General features: G+C 72.6%; 19 protein-coding genes. 6 read left to right on the plus strand and 13 right to left on the minus strand.

Going from position 1 to position 20217, the window contains the following annotated elements:
* Positions 1 to 5: 5 nt before the first annotated feature.
* The 5 genes from OG417_RS52650 to OG417_RS52670 all read right to left on the minus strand — a co-directional run bounded on the left by OG417_RS52650 (position 6) and on the right by OG417_RS52670 (position 4333).
* Positions 6 to 1046: a cytochrome c oxidase assembly protein gene (locus OG417_RS52650; RefSeq protein ID WP_329246967.1), complete on the minus strand. Its 1041-nt coding sequence runs from the start codon at positions 1044 to 1046 to the stop codon at positions 6 to 8.
* A complete protein-coding gene (locus OG417_RS52655; RefSeq protein WP_329246970.1) occupies positions 1046 to 2269 on the minus strand; it encodes a Dyp-type peroxidase in 1224 nt (407 codons plus the stop codon). Before OG417_RS52655 ends, OG417_RS52650 begins: the two co-directional genes overlap by 1 nt.
* 64 nt (positions 2270 to 2333) lie before the next feature.
* Complete coding sequence (locus OG417_RS52660) at positions 2334 to 2813, minus strand: copper chaperone PCu(A)C (protein WP_329246974.1); 480 nt, start codon at positions 2811 to 2813, stop codon at positions 2334 to 2336.
* Positions 2810 to 3529, minus strand: a complete 720-nt coding sequence (locus OG417_RS52665) for an SCO family protein (RefSeq protein WP_329246978.1) — start codon at positions 3527 to 3529, stop codon at positions 2810 to 2812. Before OG417_RS52665 ends, OG417_RS52660 begins: the two co-directional genes overlap by 4 nt.
* Before the next feature lie 180 nt (positions 3530 to 3709).
* Positions 3710 to 4333 (minus strand): hypothetical protein, encoded by a 624-nt coding sequence (locus OG417_RS52670; protein WP_329246981.1) that lies wholly within the window; start codon positions 4331 to 4333, stop codon positions 3710 to 3712.
* Positions 4334 to 4582: 249 nt separating this feature from the next.
* Between OG417_RS52670 and OG417_RS52675 the strand changes: the two genes are divergently transcribed.
* The 3 genes from OG417_RS52675 to OG417_RS52685 all read left to right on the plus strand — a co-directional run bounded on the left by OG417_RS52675 (position 4583) and on the right by OG417_RS52685 (position 8340).
* Positions 4583 to 6172, plus strand: a complete 1590-nt coding sequence (locus OG417_RS52675) for an alpha/beta hydrolase (RefSeq protein ID WP_329246984.1) — start codon at positions 4583 to 4585, stop codon at positions 6170 to 6172.
* Positions 6173 to 6266: 94 nt separating this feature from the next.
* The gene (locus OG417_RS52680) at positions 6267 to 7097 is read left to right on the plus strand and encodes an alpha/beta fold hydrolase (RefSeq protein WP_329246987.1); all 831 of its coding nucleotides are present in this window, start codon (positions 6267 to 6269) and stop codon (positions 7095 to 7097) included.
* Between the two features lie 139 nt (positions 7098 to 7236).
* Positions 7237 to 8340, plus strand: a complete 1104-nt coding sequence (locus OG417_RS52685; RefSeq protein WP_329246988.1) for a calcium:proton antiporter — start codon at positions 7237 to 7239, stop codon at positions 8338 to 8340.
* A 126-nt stretch (positions 8341 to 8466) separates the two neighbouring features.
* Here the strand turns inward: OG417_RS52685 and OG417_RS52690 are convergent, their stop codons facing one another.
* The 3 genes from OG417_RS52690 to OG417_RS52700 all read right to left on the minus strand — a co-directional run bounded on the left by OG417_RS52690 (position 8467) and on the right by OG417_RS52700 (position 12413).
* Positions 8467 to 9147 carry an esterase/lipase family protein gene (locus OG417_RS52690; protein WP_329246989.1) on the minus strand — a complete coding sequence of 227 codons (681 nt, stop codon included), beginning with the start codon at positions 9145 to 9147 and terminating at the stop codon, positions 8467 to 8469.
* A gap of 92 nt (positions 9148 to 9239) precedes the next feature.
* Complete coding sequence (locus OG417_RS52695) at positions 9240 to 12050, minus strand: ATP-binding protein (RefSeq protein ID WP_329246992.1); 2811 nt, start codon at positions 12048 to 12050, stop codon at positions 9240 to 9242.
* A gap of 84 nt (positions 12051 to 12134) precedes the next feature.
* Entirely contained in the window at positions 12135 to 12413 is a 279-nt protein-coding gene (locus OG417_RS52700) for a hypothetical protein (RefSeq protein ID WP_329246996.1), read from the minus strand.
* Positions 12414 to 12749: 336 nt separating this feature from the next.
* On the opposite strand from OG417_RS52700, the gene OG417_RS52705 reads away from it, so the two are divergent.
* Positions 12750 to 14168: an MFS transporter gene (locus tag OG417_RS52705; protein WP_329246999.1), complete on the plus strand. Its 1419-nt coding sequence runs from the start codon at positions 12750 to 12752 to the stop codon at positions 14166 to 14168.
* A gap of 6 nt (positions 14169 to 14174) precedes the next feature.
* Here OG417_RS52705 and OG417_RS52710 read toward each other — a convergent pair whose 3' ends face one another.
* The 4 genes from OG417_RS52710 to OG417_RS52725 form a co-directional block, all read right to left on the minus strand.
* Entirely contained in the window at positions 14175 to 14366 is a 192-nt protein-coding gene (locus OG417_RS52710) for a hypothetical protein (protein WP_329247001.1), read from the minus strand.
* Positions 14367 to 14521: 155 nt separating this feature from the next.
* Positions 14522 to 15256: an acetate uptake transporter family protein gene (locus tag OG417_RS52715; protein WP_329247003.1), complete on the minus strand. Its 735-nt coding sequence runs from the start codon at positions 15254 to 15256 to the stop codon at positions 14522 to 14524.
* Between the two features lie 217 nt (positions 15257 to 15473).
* Positions 15474 to 16511: a PP2C family protein-serine/threonine phosphatase gene (locus tag OG417_RS52720; protein ID WP_329247006.1), complete on the minus strand. Its 1038-nt coding sequence runs from the start codon at positions 16509 to 16511 to the stop codon at positions 15474 to 15476.
* Between the two features lie 214 nt (positions 16512 to 16725).
* Positions 16726 to 17247 carry a MarR family winged helix-turn-helix transcriptional regulator gene (locus OG417_RS52725; protein WP_329247009.1) on the minus strand — a complete coding sequence of 174 codons (522 nt, stop codon included), beginning with the start codon at positions 17245 to 17247 and terminating at the stop codon, positions 16726 to 16728.
* 285 nt (positions 17248 to 17532) lie between these two features.
* On the opposite strand from OG417_RS52725, the gene OG417_RS52730 reads away from it, so the two are divergent.
* Together OG417_RS52730 and OG417_RS52735 are read left to right on the plus strand one after the other, a co-directional pair.
* On the plus strand, positions 17533 to 18555 hold the full coding sequence (locus tag OG417_RS52730; RefSeq protein WP_329247010.1) for an alpha/beta hydrolase: 1023 nt from the start codon (positions 17533 to 17535) through the stop codon (positions 18553 to 18555).
* On the plus strand, positions 18552 to 18854 hold the full coding sequence (locus tag OG417_RS52735; protein WP_329247013.1) for a hypothetical protein: 303 nt from the start codon (positions 18552 to 18554) through the stop codon (positions 18852 to 18854). The genes OG417_RS52730 and OG417_RS52735 overlap by 4 nt, the downstream gene beginning before the upstream one ends.
* A gap of 75 nt (positions 18855 to 18929) precedes the next feature.
* On the opposite strand, the gene OG417_RS52740 is transcribed toward OG417_RS52735, so the two are convergent.
* Positions 18930 to 20063, minus strand: coding sequence for a GAF domain-containing sensor histidine kinase (locus OG417_RS52740; RefSeq protein ID WP_329247015.1), 1134 nt, complete (start codon positions 20061 to 20063; stop codon positions 18930 to 18932).
* Positions 20064 to 20217 lie beyond the last annotated feature (154 nt).

Consider the following 20217-nt stretch of genomic DNA (forward strand, 5'->3'; position numbering starts at 1 on the left):
GAGGGTCAACGGCCGTCGCGTGGCGCACGGTTGAGGTCGGCGAGGATCGCGTTGTAGGCGGCCAGGGCCGCGTCGTCCTCGTCGACGTCGCCGCTGGCCCGGAGCCGCTCACGGTTCTGGTCCGGGGTGTGCCCGGACGCGTCGTGACCGGTGCCGGCGAGAGTCGCCTGCCGGACCGACTCCAGGAAGGCACCGGCCCGGGCCGCCTGCGGCGACCGGTCCGTGAGCCATCGGGTGGCGACGACCAGCATCATCACGAACATCAGGCCGTCGCCGCCGATCCACATGACGGCGCCCGCGCCGTGGACGTCGGCCAGCGGGCCCGGCCCCCACGACGGCTGCATTTCGGCGTAGGCGCGGAAGGGCGGATGGATCGCCTGGAGCAGGACGATCCCCACGATCGTGTCCGCGGACATGCCCATGAACAGGCTGAACAGCCGCAGCGGGTACGGCAGCTCGACCTGGGGAGAGTCGGAGGTCAGCAGCCGGGAGAAGTACAGGTATCCGCCGCCGAGGTAGAGGGCGCGCTCGAGCGCCATCAGTTCCGGCGACCCCATCATCACGTCCATGAAGGACGACAGATGGACGCCGAACAGCACCGCCGCGTACCCGGCCAGTCCGGTGAGCGGCGAGCGGACGACCCTGACGAACCACGACGCCCGGATCGACTCGACGCGTTCCCGGACGGCTCCGCGAGTGGCGCGCAGCAGCAGGGTCTCCGGGTGGCCGAGGCACAGCAGCCACGGCGACACCATGATCAGCATCAGGTGCTCGATCATGTGCACCCACAGCAGACCGCCGTCCCCGTACACGCCGGGGCTGCCCATGATCGCCGCGCCGGCGACCGCGAGCCCGGCCGTGAACGCGACCGTACGGGCGAGCGGCCAGCGCGTCCCGCCCCGGCGTGCGGCGACCACGCCCCCGAGATAGAGCAGCAGGGCGAGTGCCGGGAGCGCCGCGGTGACGGGCGAGAACCGCCACGTGGTGAACGCCCGGGCCCAGGTGAGCGGCGCCAGCGGGTCGCCCATGGTCATGGAATGGTCCATCAGAGTGCCTCCATGAGGTCGTGGCCGAGATAGCCGGTGAGGCCGCAGCCGCGCGGGACCGCGAACAGCGCGCTGGACGTGTGCCGGAGGAACCGGCTGAGGTCGTCCGCGAGCGCGAGCCGCTGCTGGATCCGGGTGAAGCCGTCGGCCGGGTCGGCCTGGAAGGCCAGGAACAGCAGGCCGGCGTCCGGCGTGCCGTCGGCGCGGTAGCCGTCGAAGTAGGAGAAGCCCTTGCGCAGGATGGTCGCGCCTTCGTTGGACCGCGGCGACGCCTGCCGGACGTGGGCGCTCGGCCCGATGGCGAGCGATCCGTCGGGATTCTGCTTGTCCAGGTCGAAGGGGGTGAACTCGGTCCCGCCCGACAGAGGAGCACCGGTGTCCTTGCGGCGTCCGACGATCTGCTCCTGCCGGTGCCGGGTCAGGGTGTCCCAGTCGTCGAGCAGCATGCGGATCCGGCGGAAGACCAGGTAGGTCCCGCCGCGCATCCACGCCGGGCCGGTGTCGCCGACGAAGATCTTCGAGTCGAAGCCCGGGTCGCCGGGCCGGGGGTTGCCGGTGCCGTCGAGCTGGCCCATCAGGTTGCGCGGGGTGGCGTTCTGGCCGGTGACGACGCCGTCGGTGGTGCTGAACCCGCTCATCTGCCACCGGACGCGGGCGGTTCCCCGCGCCAGCCGGGTGAGCGTACGCAGGGCGTGCGCGACCACGATGGCGTCGTCCGCGGTGAACAGCACGCCCACGTCACCGTCGCTCCGGGCGCGATCGATCTCATCGCGCGGGAAGGCGGGCAGCGGGGCCAGCGCGGCCGGGACCGGGACGCGGAGCCGGCGCAGCAGCGAGGCGCCGAATCCGGCCGTGATCGTCAGCCCCGCCGGGCCGTACCCCGTCGCCATCGCGTCGTCTCCGGACGGCGCCCGGCCCGCGGTCAGCCGGCGTGCCGCGTCCGTCCAGGCGCGCAGCATCGATCGCAGCCGGGCCGCGTCAGCGCCCGGCTCCAGGTCGAAGGCGGCGAACCAGCCGTGCGCGGCGTACGGCGCGAGGATCCCGGCCTGGTGCCGGCCGTCGAAGGGAATCCGGTGCTCGCCACGGCCACGCGCGGACTCACCGCGTGCCGCCGCCGCAACACCCGCGCCGCCGGTGGCCACGGCGGCGCCTCCGGCCAGCGCGGTCATCGCGAACAGCCCGCGGCGGCTCATCCCCCGGCCCCGCCGACCGTCGTCGGTCATTCCCTCCGGCCGCCGCCCGTCACCGGCGCACGGCGATTCCTCGGCCGGGCCGCGCCCCTCACGGTCACGCGCCATCGGGCCGGTATCCGATCGGCTCGACCGGCGCCCGTACGGTGATCGGGGCCGACCTGCGGAAACGGAGCGTCAACGTGACGTGGTCGCCCGGCCGCAGTGACCGTACGGGCTTTTCGAGCATGACGTGATAGCCGCCGGGGCGGAACACCAGCCGTCCCTTGGCCGGGATCGGGACCGAGCCGACCATCTCCATCGTCCGGCCGGTGCTGCGGTGCATCATCGTCTCGGCGGCGACGTCGCTGCCGACCCCGGTCAGCTCGTCCCCGGCGCCTCCGTCGTCGACCACCGTGAAGTAGGCGGCGGCGACGTCGGGCGAAGCGGGCCGGGGCACGTACGCGCCCACGACCCGCAGGTCCGGCCGGCTCGCCGGAGCGGACGACCTCCACGCCACCAGTGCGGCGGCGACGGCGACGACCACCGCGCCCAGGGCCAACAGCGGCGTACGGCGGACCCGCACCGGGCGGTTCACGCGGCGCCTCCCATGGCCGTCGCGGCCTGCTCCCGCAGGAGCTTGGGCAGGTCGGCCGCCCAGTCGGTGGCGGAGACGCCGGCCGTGTAGATGAGGTGCGCGCGATGGTCGGTGCCGAACGGCAGCACCTCGGCGCCGTGGGTGACCTCGTAGTCGCCCGTGGTCGACGACGGCCGTTCCAACGCGATCCCGAGCGGCTTGGCCGCCGCCTGGATCTTGGCGTAGTCGCCGGTCAGCCCGATGAAGGAGGAGTCGAAGGAGGCCAGCCAGGACTTGATCACCTTCGGGGTGTCGCGCCACGGGTCGGTGGTGATGAACACCACCGCGATCCGGGCGCGCTGGGCCGGGGTGAGCTCCCGCAGCGCCGCGGCCAGGTCGGCCATCGTGGTCGGGCACACGTCCGGGCAGTGGGTGTAGCCGAAGTAGACCAGCGTCAGCCGGCCCTCGGTGGCCTTGAGGAGGTTCACCGGGCGTCCCGAGGTGCCGGTCAACGTCAGGTCGGGCTCGCGCAGCGGCGTGGTGATCCTCGTGCCGTGCAGTTCGGGAGTGGGCCCGGCGACCGTCACGGGGGGCGAGTCCGCCCGGCCCCCGCAGGCGCCCAGCGCGGTCGCCGTGAGGAGCCCGAGCGCGACCGCGCCGGCGAGCCGCCGGACGGACGTGGCCCGGGAACCGGCGCCTCGGGCACCGCGTCCTGTGGCATGAGAGAAGAAGAACATCGTGATCCTGAAGTGAATGGGCGTACGGCGACCACGGCTCCGCGGCGTTCAACCCGCACGTTCACCTGAGCGAGCGAGTCGTGCTCGGCCGGCGAACGCTCACGAGCATGAGCGGCCCGGCGGCCGGGCAGGCGGAACCGGGTGAAGCGGCGCCGGATGTGTCACCGGCGCCTTTTGTGATCACATGAAGTGCATGCCGACGGGCCGGGGTGGCCCGCGCCGCACCAGTGCGTGCCGCAGCCCGGCGAGCGCGGGCGGGGTCTCGTCCTCGCCGCGCCAGGGGTTGGCGCCGGACGTCCCGCGATCCGCGTCGAGACCGCCGCTCAAAAAGATCCGCAGCGACCGGAGCGTGCGTCCGACCAGGGAGCCGACGATCGCCGCGAGCGCGTGCCACAGCGCCCGCTCACCGGCGTACAGCCACAGGGCGACCAGCAGCCCGGCCAGCGCGTGGGCGCCCCACATGCCGGCCGACATCCCGCCGCCGTGGGACATCCCCAGCGGTGTTCCGGCAGCGGAGAGATGGTGCATGCCGCCGTGCGTCACCACGCCGAGGCGGCCGGGGGCCGCGCCCGGATCCGGGGGCGTGGACCAGGTGAACCACAGGTGCAGGCAGGTCTGCGCGACCTCCACGGCGAGCAGGATCCACCACAGCGGCCGTCGCCGGTCGGCCAGGCAGTACCCCACCGCGCTCACCGCCGCGAGGGCGATCCAGCCCGACCACGCCGGCGCCGGACGCGACGCCATCAGGTCATGCCCGGCCTTGGACAGCACGACGCACACCGAGGCGAAACCCCCGGCACGCACCAGCCGAAACCACCCAGGCGGAACCATGACCTCACTGAAAACTACGACGTGTAGTACACCGAGGTTACCCCCCGTCGCCGGAGGCGAGGACACCCGGTAGCCGCTGGATCACTGGACGGGCGTGCGGAAGAGCGTGGAGCGGGTGGCGGCGGCGCGGCGTGACGGTCCGCACACGGGGCCTGTTCCGCGTGCGGGCGACCGGGGCCCACGCGATGATCGTCGTCGGCCTCGACCGGCAGGGAGCGAATCGTGGAGACCGTGGAAGACGTGCGGCCACGTACGGCGGAACGACCGGCGCTCCCGCCGCTCCGCGTCGTCGCCCTGCTGCTCGCCCTGGTGTGCGCCGGGATCGGAGCCGTGGGCCTGGCCACCGCGGACCGGGGCATCGAGCGGCGCTCCACCGTGGTGGCCGGGGTACCGCTGGAGGTGGCCCGGCCGGCGGGCACGACCGGCCGGCTGCCCGGAGTGGTGGTCGCGCACGGTCTGGCCGCCAGCAGGCAGCTCATGCGGGGGTTCGCGGACACGCTGGCGCGTCGCGGGTACGCCGTGGAGCTGGTGGACCTGGCGGGCCACGGGGCGAGCACCGCCCGGTTGCCGGGCACGGGCGACGGTACGGCCGCCGACGCGCGGCTCGACCGCGACCTGGACGTCGCCGTCGGTCATCTGCGCGCCATGCCGTGGGTGGACGCCGCGCGGATCGGGCTGCTCGGCCACTCGATGGGCGCCGCCGCGGTCCTGCGGTACGCCACCGCGCACCCGGAGATCCGCGCCACGGTGTCGATCTCCCAGGGGCCGACGTCGCAGGCGGCACGCCCGCGAAACCTCCTGCTGCTCGCCGGCGGTCTGGAGTTCGCCGGTTTCCGCGACGGCGCCCTCGGCGCGCTGCGGTCCGCCTACCCCCAGGCGCGCACCGGCGTCACGTACGGCGATCCGCGCGCGGGCACCGCGCGCCGGGCGGTAATCGTTCCCGGCGTCGAGCACGTCGGCGTTCTGTTCCACCCGCGAACCCACCGCGAGGTCGCGACCTGGTTCGACGGATCGCTCGGCGGCCCCGCTGCCGGCACTCCGCTCGAGGTGGGCGTCCGCCCGGTCCGGCGCGCCGGATCCGCGATGCTGCTGCATCTGGCGGCCGTCCTCGGCTTCGGCGCGATCGCCCCGGCCGTCCTGCGGCGGCTCCCGGCGCCCGGCCGCGAGCGCCGTCGGGTCCCGCTTCCGCTCGCGCTGGGCATCCCCGCGGGCGCGGTCCTGGCGGCGGTACCGGTGATGGCGGTGGTGCCGCGAGGCCTGCTGCCGCTCGCGGTGGCCGCCCCGGTCGCCGGGTTCTTCGGCGTCGTCGGCGTCCTGCTCCTGGGCACCGCCCTGCTCACCGGGCGCATCAGGGTCGCCCGCCACGGCGGCAGCGCATGGGCCGCGACCATCGGAGCGGCCGTGGTCCTGGTGGCGCTGACGGTGGTCTCCTTCGCCGTACCGGCCCAGCTCGGCTGGGCGCACGCCGTGCCGGTCGGCCCGCGGGCCTGGGTGCTCCTCCCGATCACCGCGTGCGCGGCGGCGTTCTTCGGCGGGATCGAGGCGCTGTGCGGCGGATACGGGCGGCGAGCCGCGATCATGATCCACGCCTGGATCGCGGCGGGCGCGCTGGCCGGCCTGGGAGTCGCCGCGCTCGTCGGCGCCGCGTCGTCTTTCATCCTGCTGGTGGCACCGCTGCTGGCCGCGCTGCTGGTCTGGCAGGGCGTTCAGGCCGCGGCCCTGCGCGCGGCCCGGGCACCGGCATGGCTGACCGCCGTCGTCGGCGGCGTACTGCTCGCCTGGCCCATCGCGGTGACCATGCCGATCACCTAGGTGCCGCGCCTGGGCGGCACGGTAAATGCTTTGCGTCGGGCTCCGTCAGGTGTTTCCGTGGTCCGGTCCTTGCTCCTCAGCGCCTGGAGATCTTGTGAGCGCACCCCGGCACACTCCGCACGGGATCGCCTACGAACGCGCCGGTCGCGGCGGCGACGTTCCGATCGTCCTCCTTCACGCCGGCGTGGCCGACCGGACCATGTGGGACGCGCAGTGGGGCGCGCTCACGGAAGGGTTCGACGTCGTACGCCTCGACCTCCGCGGCTTCGGCGAGTCCGGCAGGCCGCCCGGCGCTCGCTGGTCGCATGCCGAGGATGTCCTGTCCGTGCTGGACCACCTCGGCATCACCCGGTGTCACCTCGTGGGTGCCTCGTTCGGAGCCGGCGTCGCGTTCGAGGTCGCCCTGTCCAGGCCTGGGCTGGCTCAATCCCTGCTGCTCTGCCCGCCGGGCGGCAGCCTCCTGGCGGAGTTGACCGAGGATCTCAAGAACTTCCTCGAGGCAGAGAGGAGCGCCCTGGCCGCTCGCGACCTCGACGCGGCGGTGGAGGCCAACATCGCCACGTGGGTGGTCGGCCGCGACCGTGCGCCATCCGATGTGCCGTCCGGCGTCCAGGATCACGTACGCCGTATGCAGCGGCGCGCGTTCGAGGTCGCCGAGTCCCTGGGTGAGACCGACGAGGCCGAGTTCGCCCCACCCGCGCTCGAACGCCTGCCCGATCTCACCGCTCCGGTCCTCATCCTGGTCGGAGGACACGACCTCGACACCACGCACGACTGCGCCGGGCGGATCTGCCGGGCGCTGCCCGACGCCCGCCGTCTCGACTGGCCCGACGTCGCCCACCTGCCCTCCATGGAGCGGCCCGACGACTTCCTCGCGCTGCTGACGGAGTGGGTCGCTCACCATCCGAACCGGCAGGGGACCTGAGCGACCCGGCCGCGCGCCGTCTGGGCGCATCGCCGGTCACGTTCGCGCATGTCCGGGTCGTCCCGTGCCGTCCGCGGTCGCGGTTCCCCGCCGCCCGGCGGCGTACGCTTCGGCAGGTGATCGGCAGCGGAACCGGGTCGTGTCGCGCCTACGCGTGAGGTCGTGGGCGGCGCAGTGGACCTGGTTCGCGCCGATCCTCGCGGTCGCCGTGCTGTCCCTGGTCTGGGGGCGCACCGTGTCCCCGGTGGCGGCCGGCGGGGTGGCGGTGCTCCTGGCCGTCTCGGTCCTGGCGGCCGTGCACCACGCGGAGGTCGTCTCGCATCGCGTCGGTGAGCCGTTCGGCTCGCTGGTCCTCGCGGTCGCCGTCACCGTGATCGAGGTCGCGCTGATCGTGTCACTGATGATCTCCGGAGGCGCGAAGACGGTGTCGCTCGCCCGCGACACCGTGTTCGCCGCCGTCATGATCACCTGTAACGGCATCGTGGGCATCTCCCTGGTGATCGGAACCCTGCGCCACCGGGTGGTGGCGTTCAACGCGGAGGGCATGGGCGCGGCCCTGGCCACGATCGCGGCGCTCGCGACGCTCAGCCTGGCGCTGCCGGCGTTCACCATCAGCCGTCCGGGCCCGACGGCCAGCCCCGGTCAGCTCGGCTTCGCGGCGGTGGCCTCCCTCGCGCTGTACGCCCTGTTCGTGCTGACCCAGACCGTCCGCCACCGCGACTACTTCCTGCCTCCGGAGCAGGCGGGCGGCGCGATCGGCGCCGGAGAGCACGTCGCCCGTCCCTCGGCGCGCCGCACGCTGTCGAGCCTCGCCCTGCTGCTGGTGGCCCTGGTGGCGGTGGTGGGACTGGCCAAGGCGGTGTCGCCGGCGATCGAGTCCGCGCTCGCGGCGGCCGGGCTGCCGCAGAAGGTCGTGGGCGTCGTCATCGCGCTGCTCGTCCTGCTGCCCGAGACCATCGCCGCCGTACGCGCCGCCCGGCGCGATCGCATCCAGATCAGCCTCAACCTGGCCTTCGGGTCGGCGATGGCCAGCATCGGGCTCACCATCCCGGCCATCGCGATGGCCGGGATCTGGCTGCGCGGACCTCTCGTCCTCGGCCTGGGTCCGACGCACCTGATCCTGCTGGCGCTCACCGTCGTAATCGCGACCCTGACCGTGGTGCCCGGCCGTGCGACCCTGCTCCAGGGCGGCGTGCACCTCTTCGTGTTCGCGGCCTTCCTCACCCTCGCGGTCAGCCCATGACCGAGCGAAGCGCGGGAATCAAAAAACACGCCCAGTGGTCACACCCTCCGACGAAGGAGGACCCATGACCGGGCACGGAGCCGGGCCCCGGCGCCGCCGGGGCCCGGCCGTTCTCATCGCGCCGGGTCAGGTCGCGAGGAACGAGCGCACCGCGGTGAGGGTCACCGTGTCGGTCAGGTAGCCGATGTGGTTCTGGCACACCACGTTGTTGTTGGTGGCGCCGTTCAGCTCCGTGCTGGTGTACGGGATGATCACGCCGTCGCAGGCCGAGTACCAGGTCGCGTACTTCGTGTTGCCCGGCGTCTCGTCTCCCGAGGTCACGGTCTGGATGAACGACGAGCCTGGGTACATCTCCTGGCACGAGGGATAGATCAGGCAGGCGGAGGCGTACGTCGTGCCGTGGTTGGCGCCGGCGATGGAGGCCAGGTGCCGCACGTACGGCTGGCCGCCGAGCTCCTTGATGTACCAGTCGCTCACCAGCCCGCCCATGGAGTGGTTGACGATGTCGACCTGGGACGCTCCCGTCTGGGCCAGGACCTGCTGGACGTACGACGCCAGCCCGGCCGCGCTGGTCTTGTTGGACTGGGCCCAGTTGTACTGGTAGGCGAACATCTCGTTGGTGCTGTAGCCGCCCGCCGCGAACACCGCCTCGGCGGTGACCCAGTTGGACGCGCTGCCGGTGTAGCCGTGGACGAAGACGACGGGGACGTGGGTGGCGGCGTTCGCGGTGCCCGTCTGCCCGGCGGACAGCACGCAGGCGACGGCGGCGAGAACGGCCGCGAGGAAGGTGCCGAGAGATCGGCGCATGGGTTCCCTCCTGGCTGGGGGACTGGGACGGATGGCCGAAGTCTCATCCGGCGCCCGGCGCGGCGCATCGGCGAAATCACCAGTCCCCGGGTTCAGCCGAAGAACCGCGCCAGCTCCACGCGGGAGCGGATGCCGAGCCGTACGAAGACGTTCCGCAGGTGGTGGTCGACGGTGCGGTGGCTGAGGAACAGCCGCGCCGCGATCTCCCGGTTGGTGGCACCCTCGGCGGCCAGCCGGGCGATCTGGCGCTGCTGCGTGGTGAGGTCCGCGGCGCCCTTGTGCACCGGCGCCGGGGCGGTCTCCCCCGCCGCGCGCAGCTCGGCGCGCGCGTTCTCGGTCCAGTGGTCCGCCTCGTAGTACTCGAAGATCTGCAGGGCGTTGCGCAGGTGCTCGCGGGCCGCTCGCGGCTTGCGCCCCCGGCGCAGCCGGTGCCCGTACAGCAGCTCCGTGCGCGCCATCTCGAACGCCGAGTCGCCGCGCTGGTGCAGCCGCAGCGCCTCGCGGAAGTGCTCGTCCGCCTCGGCGTCGTCGCCGGCCAGCAGCGCATGGCAGCGGTGGGACAGCGCGAGGCGTACGGCGTCGCGGGTGCTGGCGGCCCACCGGTCGAAGACCTCCAGCGCCTGCCGCGCGCCCGCCCTCTCGTCGCAGCGGACGGCGGCCTCCACGAAGTGCGGGGTCGCCATCACGTGCACGACCGGGTGGGCGTGCCAGGTCCGGGCCATGAGCGAGTCGGCGCGAGCGAATCGGCAGGCACGCGCTCCCGGCCACTCCTCCGACGAAGGAGGGCCCATGAGCCGGATGCGTCCCGCCGCGTCCGCCGGGCGCTCCTCGATCAGCTCCAGGCAGGCGAGCGCCCACGAGGTGAACGCGCCCGGCCGGGCGAGCCCCCGCCGGGCGGCGGCGTCCGACACGGCGTCGAGGCGTACCCGGGCGGTGTCCTTGTCGCCCTGGAGCGCGGCGAGCAGCGCCATCGTCGCGAGGTGGTCGATCGCGTGGTTCTCCTGGCCGGCGGCGCGGGCCAGCCGGAGGCCCTCCATCGAGTGCGCCGTGGCGGAGGGATGACGGCCGAGCCACAGGTCGGCGAGGGCGAGGTACGCCAGCGCCCACGGCTTCACGGCCGCGTCCGGGCCGATGCTGAGCCGGACCGCCTCGCCCGCCAGCTCGTGCGTCCGCTGGTCGTCGCCGAGCATCTGCGCCGCCATGCCCGCCCACACCTTGGCGGCGCAGTCGTCCGTGGCGTCCGCCAGCCGCACCGTACGGCGCAGCGGCTCGACGGCCTCCTGGTGGTGGCCGCGGTAGGTCGCGGACATCCCCTCGAAGTGGGCGAAGAGGAGCTCGGTTTCGGGGGGTTCGTGCCGCCCGCGCAGGGCCGCGGCGCGCTCCGCGATCGCCAGGTAACGGCGCAGGTCACCGTTCAGGCAGCTCGCCTCGCCCGCGTACGCCAGCGCGACCACCGCGCTCCGGCGGTCGTGGCCCGCCAGCCGGTCCGCCGCGTCGAGGAGCATCCGGCGCCCGGCGGCCGGCCGGCCGTCGCGCAGCTCGATCTCGCCGCGCAGCAGGTCGGCGCGGCCACGGAGCGGACCCCGCCGCGCCGCGGGCGCGAGCCTGCGGACGAGAGACCGTGCGCGCCTGCTCCGGCCGGCCAGCCAAGCGTCGGTCGCCGCCGCGAGCAGCATGGTCGCCTGCTCGTCCCGGTCGCGGGTCAACGTCGCGGCTCGCTGCCAGGCACGCGAGGAGTCGGTGTACCTCCCGGCCGCGCCGGCCTCGGCCGCCGCCTCGCACAGCTCGGCGGCGAGCACGTCGTTCGCCTCGCAGGCGAGCGCGGCGCGGTGCCAGATCCGCCGGGCCCGCTGCCGGTCGTCGTCGAGGACCCTCGCGAGCAGTTCGTGCACGGTGTTCCGCTCGGCCAGCGGCGCGTCGGCGTACACGGCGCCGCGGATGACCGGGCTCGGTACCGTGATCGAGTCGCCGTCGACCCGCACCAGCCCCCACGCGCGTACGGCCTCCAGCTCGCGCAGGTCCAGGCGGTCGGCCTCGGCGGCCCTGGTCAGGGTCCGGCCGTCGAGGCGATCGTCGGCGACGGCGAGCAGGGCCAGCCGGCGGGCATCGGGCGACAGGCGGAAGAACCTCCGCCGGTACACCGCCCGCAGCCGGCTGCCCGGCGGCAGCGTCTCTGGAGGAGGCTCCTCCCCGGAGAGCTGGCCGGGCGTCAGCGCCGCGGCCATCTCGACGAGCGCGAGCGGGTTGCCGCCGGTCAGCTCGGTCAGCCCGGCCGCCAGATCCTCGGTGACGCCGGTGGGGCACCGGTCGGTGAGGACCTCCGCGCTCGCGGCCTCGTCCAGCGGGGGAAGCGGCAGCCGCGGGATCCCGGCGAGCCGGTCGCGCTCGGGCGTGGTCACGTGCTCGTTGTGCGCGGCGAACAGCATCACCACCGGCTCGTCGCCCAGCCGCCGCGCGGTGAACGCCATCGCCTCGAGCGACGCGCGGTCGAGCCAGTGCACGTCGTCGATCCAGCACAGGACGGGCCCGGAGCGCGCGGTCGCGGTCAGCAGGGCGTGCACGGCGGTGCAGAGCGTGAACGGGTCGGCGGCGCCGTTCCCGTCGAACACGCGGCGGAGCGCCCCGGCCTGGCATTCGGGCAGGCACGAGATCCGGTCCGCGAGGGGCCCCAGCAGGCGGTGCAGGCCGGCGAGCGCGAGCGACGACTCCTGCCGGATCCCGCGGATGCCGAGCGTGCGGAACTCCGGGCCGGCCCGGCGTACGGCCCATTCCAGCAGGGCGGTCTTCCCCATACCGGGCTCGGCGAGAACGGAGAGCGCACCGCCCCGCCCGGACCGGGCCCGGTCGAGCAGGCCCTCCAGCACGGCGAGTTGGTCGTCACGACCACGTAACACAACGGACACATCGCCAGTCTTACTCGCCAGTAAGGGAAGGCAAGGTCCGATGTCAGGCGCGTCCGGTAACGGCCAGCGCTCCCCTGCGAGGGATCAGTCGAAGAGCTCCGCCGCCGTGGTGACGACTCCCGCCCGCTGCGCCCAGGCCTCCAGCTGAGCAAGATCCCCACAGCCGACGATGCGATCACGGACGTCAGGGGAAACGCAGACACCACGCGCCGACAACACCATCAGGATCGTCTTGGCCACCGCCTCGACCGCCCCCTCGGCCTTGCCTTCGCCGAAGTAGTGGCGGGCGAAGTCACTCTGGTACTCGTAGTTCTTGAGCTTCATCAGCGTCTCCAGGTAGTGCCGGGCGGCCTGCGGAAGCACTGCCGATACGACATCACGATAGAGACCCGGTGATCGTCATCGAGCACTCCGTAAGCATCGATCAGCGACTCGAGAGTCTTACCCGCGTCCTCCCGGTGGCCATGTGCCAGTGCCGACAACACGGCCAGCTCTGGGCTCCCGGCGGACCCACTAACAGTGATGTATCGACTACACAAAGCAAAGATAAAACCTCGCCGTAGCGCCGTCCGAGCGCGTGCCGGACTCCCGTGGGCCCGTACGCTCCCCAAGAGGATGGAACGCGGGCGAGGCGTCGTGTCCAATGAGTGCGGAGGCGGATAGGTACGCCCTGAGCATGGAGAACGCCCAGCGGTCCCGATGATCATGCGCTGGTGGGGCGAGGCGGGGAAGCGGTGGATCATCCAGGCCGTGGGCGGTCCGGCCCGGTTCCGGGTGATCGCCGTCCTCGCGTGCGTGCTGGCGCTCGACTCCGCGGACAAGGGCACCGTGGGCGCCGCCGGGCCGGAGCTCAAGCGGAGCCTTCACCTGTCCAACACCGAGCTCGGTTCGCTGACCGCCGTGTCGTCGGCGATGGGCGGCCTCGCGGCGATCCCCGTCGGGATACTCACCGACCGGGTCCGGCGGACCGGTCTGCTGGCGGTGAGCATCGCCGTCTGGAGCCTGGCGACGGTGGCCGGCGGGTTCGCCGGCTCCTACACCTGGCTTCTGCCGGCGCGGCTCGTGCTCGGGGCCGCGACCGCCACGGCGGGCCCGACGCTCGCGTCGCTGATCGGTGACTACTTCCCCTCCGCCGAACGCGCGCGGATCTACGGCTTCATCCTGAGCGGCGAGCTGCTCGGCGCGGGGGTCGGCCTGCTGGCCGGGGGAAACATCGCCCGGCTACTGACCTGGCGATCGGCCTTCTGGCTACTGGGCCTCCTCGGCGTCGCGCTCATCGTGGTGATCCGGCGGGAGCTGCCGGAACCGGCTCGCGGCGGCCACCGCCGGCTGTCCTCCGGCGTACGGGAAGGGCAGGCGGCGCGGCCGCCCGATCCGGCGCGGTCGGCGTTGCGCGACCGCCAGGTGGCGCCCGAACCCGCCCGCGTTCTGCGGCGCGACCCGGCACGGATGTCGATCTGGGAGGTGACGCGGTACATCTTCGCGATTCCCACCAACGTCGTCCTGATCATCGCGTCGGCGATGGGCTACTTCTTCTACGCCGGGCTGCGCACGTTCAGCGTCGTCTTCGTCGAGCGGCAGTACCACCTCGCCCAGGGAACGCTCAGCGGCCTGGTGGTGATCGTCGGCGCCGGCGCGCTGGCCGGCACGCTCGCGGGCGGGCGCATCGCCGACCGGCTCATCCGCCGTGGCCACCTCGACGCCCGCCTGACCGTACCGGCGCTGGCCTTCCTCATCTCCGCCGGCCTGTTCGTCCCGGCGCTGCTGACCGCGTCCGTGGCGATCGCCCTGCCGCTGTTCCTGCTCGCGGCCGCCGCGCTGGCGGCGTCCAACCCTCCGGTGGACGCGGCCCGGCTCGACGTCGTCCCCTTCCGCCTGTGGGGCCGGGCGGAGAGCGTGCGTACGGTGCTGCGCATGGCCGCGGAGTCCGTCGCCCCGGTGACCTTCGGATTCCTCGCCGACCTGCTGTCGGCGGGACGGGCGTTCAGCGCCACCGGACTGCGCTCGGCGTTCCTCATCACGCTGGTGCCGCTGGTCGCGAGCGCCGGGATTCTCCTTCTGGGCCGGCGGACCTACCCCCGTGACGTCGCCACGGCCCAGGCCTCCGACGAGCGGTAACGCCCCTCAGAGGGTGTGCGGACCGTGCCGCGACGCCTCCGCGGCGTCCAGCAGGACGACGTCGCACTCGTCGCACACCCACACGCCGTCGGGCACGCTGTAGCGATGTCTCGCCGCGTCATCACGCGCGCAGGCGAGGTGGTAGGCGCGACTGGTGTGGCGCGCCAACGACCGGCAGAACCAGGCCACTCTTGACACTCTGTGCTCCCGCGGGGGCCAACGACTCGGGCAACGGCGTTGAGCCTAGCGGACACAGAAATGGTCTTGACCAGCGCGTCCTCTGCCAGCCCGCACAGCGGTCCGGGCGGCAGAGGACGATCATGGCGAGGCGGCCGGCTACCCGGCGGGGCGGCTCACTGTCCGATCCTGAGACCCGGCTGCCCCTGCCGGTACTCCAGCGGGCGGGTGGCCCTGCGGCCCGGGATGTTCGCCGCCATGCTGTACCGGCCGATCGGCAGGATGGTGCGCCGGAAGCTGTTCTCGAGCATCATCGCCGCGGCGACGTACAGTGCGACGGCCGACCCGATCACCCACAGCCAGCCCGCCACGCGGATGGGCCAGCCCGCCCCCGAGAAGAAGCCGGCGGCGAGGAAGCCGGCGCCCACGGACAGCAGTCCGAGCAACACCGCCATCCCCATGTTGTCGGCCAGCGCCGCGAGTGCACACAGCCCGGTGATGACACACAGGGCCACGAACCAGAACGCGAACGCGGAATCGGCGACCCCGCCTCTCGGCGGGAGCAGGGCCGGAACGGTGGCCAGCAACAGGCCGAAGGCGAGCCAGAACGCCCCCCAGATCCCGTGCACCGCCGTGGCCAGGCCGTCGCGGGCCCGGTAGGACCACATGCCCGCCAGGAACTGCGCGAGACCACCCGCGACGAAGATGATCGGGTAGAGGTTCAGCGGCAGGCGGGCGGTGCCGTACCAGGCCGCCATCCACGCGCCGACCATCATGGTCGCCGTTGCCAGCCCGAACAGTCCCAGGATGGAGGGTGCGGCGATCGGCTGCAGGAACACCCTGGTGCGATCCTGCCAGAACGAGAACTCCCGCTCCTCCTCGTCGACCTCACCCCCCGGAGGCGGGCGCATGGGTTCTTCCCTGGGCCCCGCTCCGGACGGTCTGTTGAAGCCGCGATGCCCTCGTGGTTCGGTCATCGCATCCTCCCCCGTGATTGACGGATGCTTATCGGCCCCATTACCGCAGCTCAACAGGTCGAAACGCGCCTTGAACATTTTTTGCGGCCTAACGCACCGACAGTCACAGCCGTCCCAAATATCGCTTTTACGCCAGCGGGCGGAGCGCCGATCAGCGGTGCCGGATGAGCAGCATGGCGGCATCGTCGGCGACCGGGCCGCCGACGTGGCGTACGAGATCGGCGCGCAGGTCCTCCAGCGCCTGCTCGGCACCGCGCTCCTTCAGCAGGAACGCGCGCTCCTGGAGCGGATAGAAACGGCCCTCGCGGTCCCGCGCCTCGATGACCCCATCGGTGTAGAAGAGCATCTGGTCGCCCGGGGCGAAGGAGACGTCGCGCGCTTGCGGCTTCACGTCGCTCAGGTCCCTCATACCCAGCGGCGGCGCCGGATCCGCAAGATCGACGAAGTGGACGTCACCGTCGGCGCCGATCGCGAGAGGAGGAGGGTGACCACAGCTCACCAGGCTGATCCGCGTGTCGCGGAGCTCGGCGAGGACCGCGGTGACGAACCTCTCGCCGGACAGCACGCGGTCCAGCGACGTCTGCAACCGCGTGATCACCCCGGCCAGGTCCGGCTCGTCGTAGGCCGCCTCCCGGAACGCCCCGACCACGGCGGCGGCCGTCTCCACCGCCTCCAGGCCCTTGCCCTGCACATCGCCCACCAGGATGCGTACGCCCTGCGGGCTGGTGACGACCTCGTACAGGTCTCCGCCGATCCGCGCCTCCGCGGCGGCGGAGATGTAACTGACCGCGACCCGTATCGGCCCCGCCCACCGCGGCACCGGCCGCAGCAGCACCTTCTGCGCGACCTCGGCGACCGTCCGTACGTCGGCGAGCTCCTGCTCGCGCTGCTGCCGGACCGCGCTGGCCAGGGCGCTCGCCAGCGTCACTCCGGCGAGCGAGATGAGCAACATGTTGTTCTGCCGATGCCCCAGCACCCCGTCGTACGCCGCGAGCACCACGCACAGCACGACGGAGATCAGCCCGACCAGCAGAGCCCCGCGCACACCACACCGCAGGGTGGCGAACGCCGGCCCCAGGGCCAGCAACGGCAGATAGCCCAGGGTGGGCCCTTCGAGCAGGTCGACGACGGCGACGATCGCCATCACCACGAACGGCAGCCACCGCAGCAGTGGTTCAAGCCTCCTCATGGGTGACGCTCATCTCCTGCCGCAGTCGTTTCTCCTGACACTAACCAGCGGCCCACGCCACCTGCCCGGAGTTCCCCGAACCGGGATCGTCGCACCGGACACCGGATAATTCTTGCATTGTGCGGGAATCAACGGGCCCAGACCGAGAAGAGCAGCCTCGATCAGGAAGGGTGGCGTGCGGGATGTCGCCCGGTTCCGACGACGTTTCCCCTGGTCACCGCCAGCCCAGCATCAGCGTGTCGGAGACCGGTTCGCCGAGCGCGGGCTCGCCGCCCGCCTCGGTGAACGCCTGCAGCGCCGCGATCAGCCCGGCTCGCTGGCCGGGCGCCATCGCGGCGACGATGGCCGCGACCTCGTCACGCCGCCGGGCGGTGACCTCATCGACGATCTGCGCCCCCGCGTCCGTCAGGCGCAGGAGGATCTCGCGGCGGCTCTCCGGATTCACCCGCCGGTCGACCAGGCCGGCGGCCACCAGGCGCTCGACCATCCGCATCGCGGTCGAGGGATTAACCGCGAGCTGTTCGGCGAGCGTCACGAGCTTCATGTTCGGCCGGCCCGACAGCACCACCAGCATCCGGAACTGCGGCAGGGTCACCCGCTCCTCCACCGCGGCCAGCGATCGCGCGGAGATGGCGACCAGGAGCCGCGACGCGGTCAACACGGCCGCCGTCACGGCGTTCACGTCCTCACCGCTCGGCTCGGTCGCCGGCGACGGCCACATCGCACGCTCTGCCATGGACCAGTTCTACCCGGTTTTCCCGACCTCCGGCGAACGTTGCAGAGGACAAATACGGTTCCGGGCAAACGTCATAATCCGCGCCAGGAACCCGATGCACTGCAGCCCACACAAGGTTTGCCCAGCTCAGATTCCGGGAAGAATTGATGCATAGTGCAATAATTGACTAAAACCGAAACCCGCCTCAGGCGAACGTGTGGCCCTCCGGCCCGTTGCCGCCGGTGCTCCGAAGTACCGCACGGACATCTCCTACCACGCAGAGTCCTGATCGGTGGTGTGGCGACCATGAACGCTCTCCAGAACCAGGCCGCGGTGCTCTCGCAGAGCCGGTCCGCGGCCGGCCTTCGTCCCCCGGGCCGGCAGGCCCGGATTCTGGCCGAGATGATGCGCTTGGGCTGGCGCCCCTTGCTCGATCACTTCCCGAGCCGGCTCATGACCCCCGTGATGATGCGTACGGCCTTCGCGACCGGCGCGCTCCTGGTCCGCCCGGATCCCCGGGCCCGGGTGCAGCGGTTCCGCACCACGACGCGCGGGTCCCGATCGACCGCGCCTCGTACGATCACCGGGGAATGGCTCCGCCCGCGCGACCCGGACGAAGGAGCCGTGCTGTACCTGCACGGCGGCGGTTACAGCTTCTGCTCCCCGCGGACCCACCGGGTGATCACCGGGCGGCTCGCGGCGACGACGGGGCTCCGCGTCCTCGTCCCCCGCTACCGGCTCGCCCCCGAGCATCCGTACCCGGCGGCGTTCGACGACGCGATGGACTCCTATCGCTGGCTCCTGGACCAGGGAGTGCCGGCCGGACGGATCGTCATCGCCGGCGACTCCTCCGGCGGTCATCTCGCGGCGGCGGTCGCGATCGAGGCCTGCCGGTCGAGCCTGCCCGCACCGGGCGGCGTCGTGCTGTTCTCCCCCTGGGTGGACCTCAGCTGCGAGCACCTGGCAGAGATCGACCGATCCCGGCGGGACCCGTTCATCAGCCCGGTCATCGCCCAGCGCTGCGGACTGCAGTACGCGGGCGGCCACGACTGGTCCGGTCCGGGGCTCTCGCTCCTGAACTGCGGCGGCCTGACACTGCCGCCGTTCCTCATCCAGCTGGGCGGCGTGGAGGCCCTGCGTGAGGAGATCGAGCAGTTCGCCGGGGTCCTGGCCGAGGCCGGCACGCCGTGCGAACTCCAGGTCTGGCAGGGCCAGATCCACGTCTTCCAGGCCTTCAACCGCCTGCTGCCGGCCGCGCGGGAGGCGATGGACAGCGCGGCCCGGTTCATCCGCACATCAGTGGAGACCCCCCAGGAGACCACCACATGAGGTCACTGAAATTCCGTGCACTCGTCACTCTCGATCCGGCCACCGAGCGGAGGTCGAGCGCCGTCCGCAGGCTGGTCGTGCGCGCGCACCGCCACGGCCCGGGGGGCGTGAGGGCCTTCAACGCCGTGATCGTCACCGACGACCAGGAACCGCTCCGGCCCGGAGACACCCACCACGTCGTCACCATGACGGTCACCGAAGAGGAGGCGCTCGAGCTTCTCCGGCCGGGCGATCGCTTCGAGCTGTGGAGCGACCACCAGCTCGGGCACGGCGTCGTCTCGCGGCGCGTGTTCGTCTGACCGCCCAGGGCATGTCGCGACGCTCCACCGCGCGGGACAGGCCCCGCAGTTCCGGATCACCTGGTTCGTTCAGGGTCACGCGGCGTCGATCGGGATCGAGGCGGAGAACGTCGTGCCACGGCCCGGCGGGCTCGTGAGGTACACGCTGCCGCCGAGCGCCTCCACCCGGTCGCGCAGGCCGATGAGGCCCGTGCCCCGGGCGGGATCGGCCCCGCCGGTGCCGTCGTCCCGCACCGACAGCCACAGGACCGGCCCTTCCGTACGGAGACCGACCCGGATGCGGCGCGGGTTCGCGTGCTTCACCGCGTTCGTCAGCGCCTCGCAGACCAGGTAGTACACCGTCACCTCGACGCGTTCTCCGAGTTGCCGGCCGACGTCCAGGTCGAGCGTGACGGGTACGGCCGAACGGCGGGCGAGGGTGCCCAGGGCCGCTTCGAGTCCGCCCCGCGACAGGATCGCCGGGTGGATGCCCCGGGCGATCTCCCGGAGGTCGTCGACGATGCTCATCAGGCCGCTCACCGCCTGTGAGAGACGTTCCCTGAGGCGCTCGTCCTTCGGCGACGCCTCCGACTCGGCGAGCCGCAGCTCGACGCCGAGGGCGATGAGGCGCTGCTGCACGCCGTCGTGCAGGTCGCGCTCGATGCGACGCCGGGCCTCGTCGCCGGCCGCGACGACGCGGGCGCGCGACGCGGCGAGCTCGGCACGGCTCTCGATGCTCATGATCGCGTTGGCCGCGAGGACGCCGAAGTCATACATCCACACCATCTCGTCGGTGTGCGTCTCACCGCCGTTCCAGCAGGCGATCAGCAGACCCCACACGCGTCCCCGGACCACGATGGGGCTGCCCGCCGCCGAGCGGATGCGCCGGCTCTGTCCCGGCCCCTCGGACGGGTCGTACGTCCCGATCTGCACCACGGCGCGCCCCGTCCGGAGCACTCGCTGCGGGATGCTCCCCTCCCGCAACCGCCGGCGCTCGCCGACCGGCGGCCATACCCCGGGGTCGCGGTGCCGGCTCCATGAGCCGACGACGATCGCGGACTCGCTCTCATAGCGCTGTACCGCCGTGTGATCCACCTTGAGGAACGAGCCCATCTCGCTCGCGAGCTCGTTGAACACCTCGGACGCCGGCGCCCCACGCGCGACGAGTGTCGCGACGTGTCGCAGAGCGGCATGCGCCTCGACGCTCGCCCTGAGCTCGTCATGGCTCATGGCGTGGGAACCTGGGCTCCCGCCTTCGAAGCGCTCCCGTTGCCCTGCCCACGGTCTCATCGGTGTATCCCGTGATCAGCTGAGAGTGGCTGAAACCCGCACGGCCGCTTCTTCACTCTACGCCCGGCGGATCGGCGTGGGCCGGGCGCGCGCC

Origin of the sequence: Actinoallomurus sp. NBC_01490 (assembly GCF_036227085.1) — a bacterium.
Classification (GTDB): domain Bacteria; phylum Actinomycetota; class Actinomycetes; order Streptosporangiales; family Streptosporangiaceae; genus Actinoallomurus; species Actinoallomurus oryzae.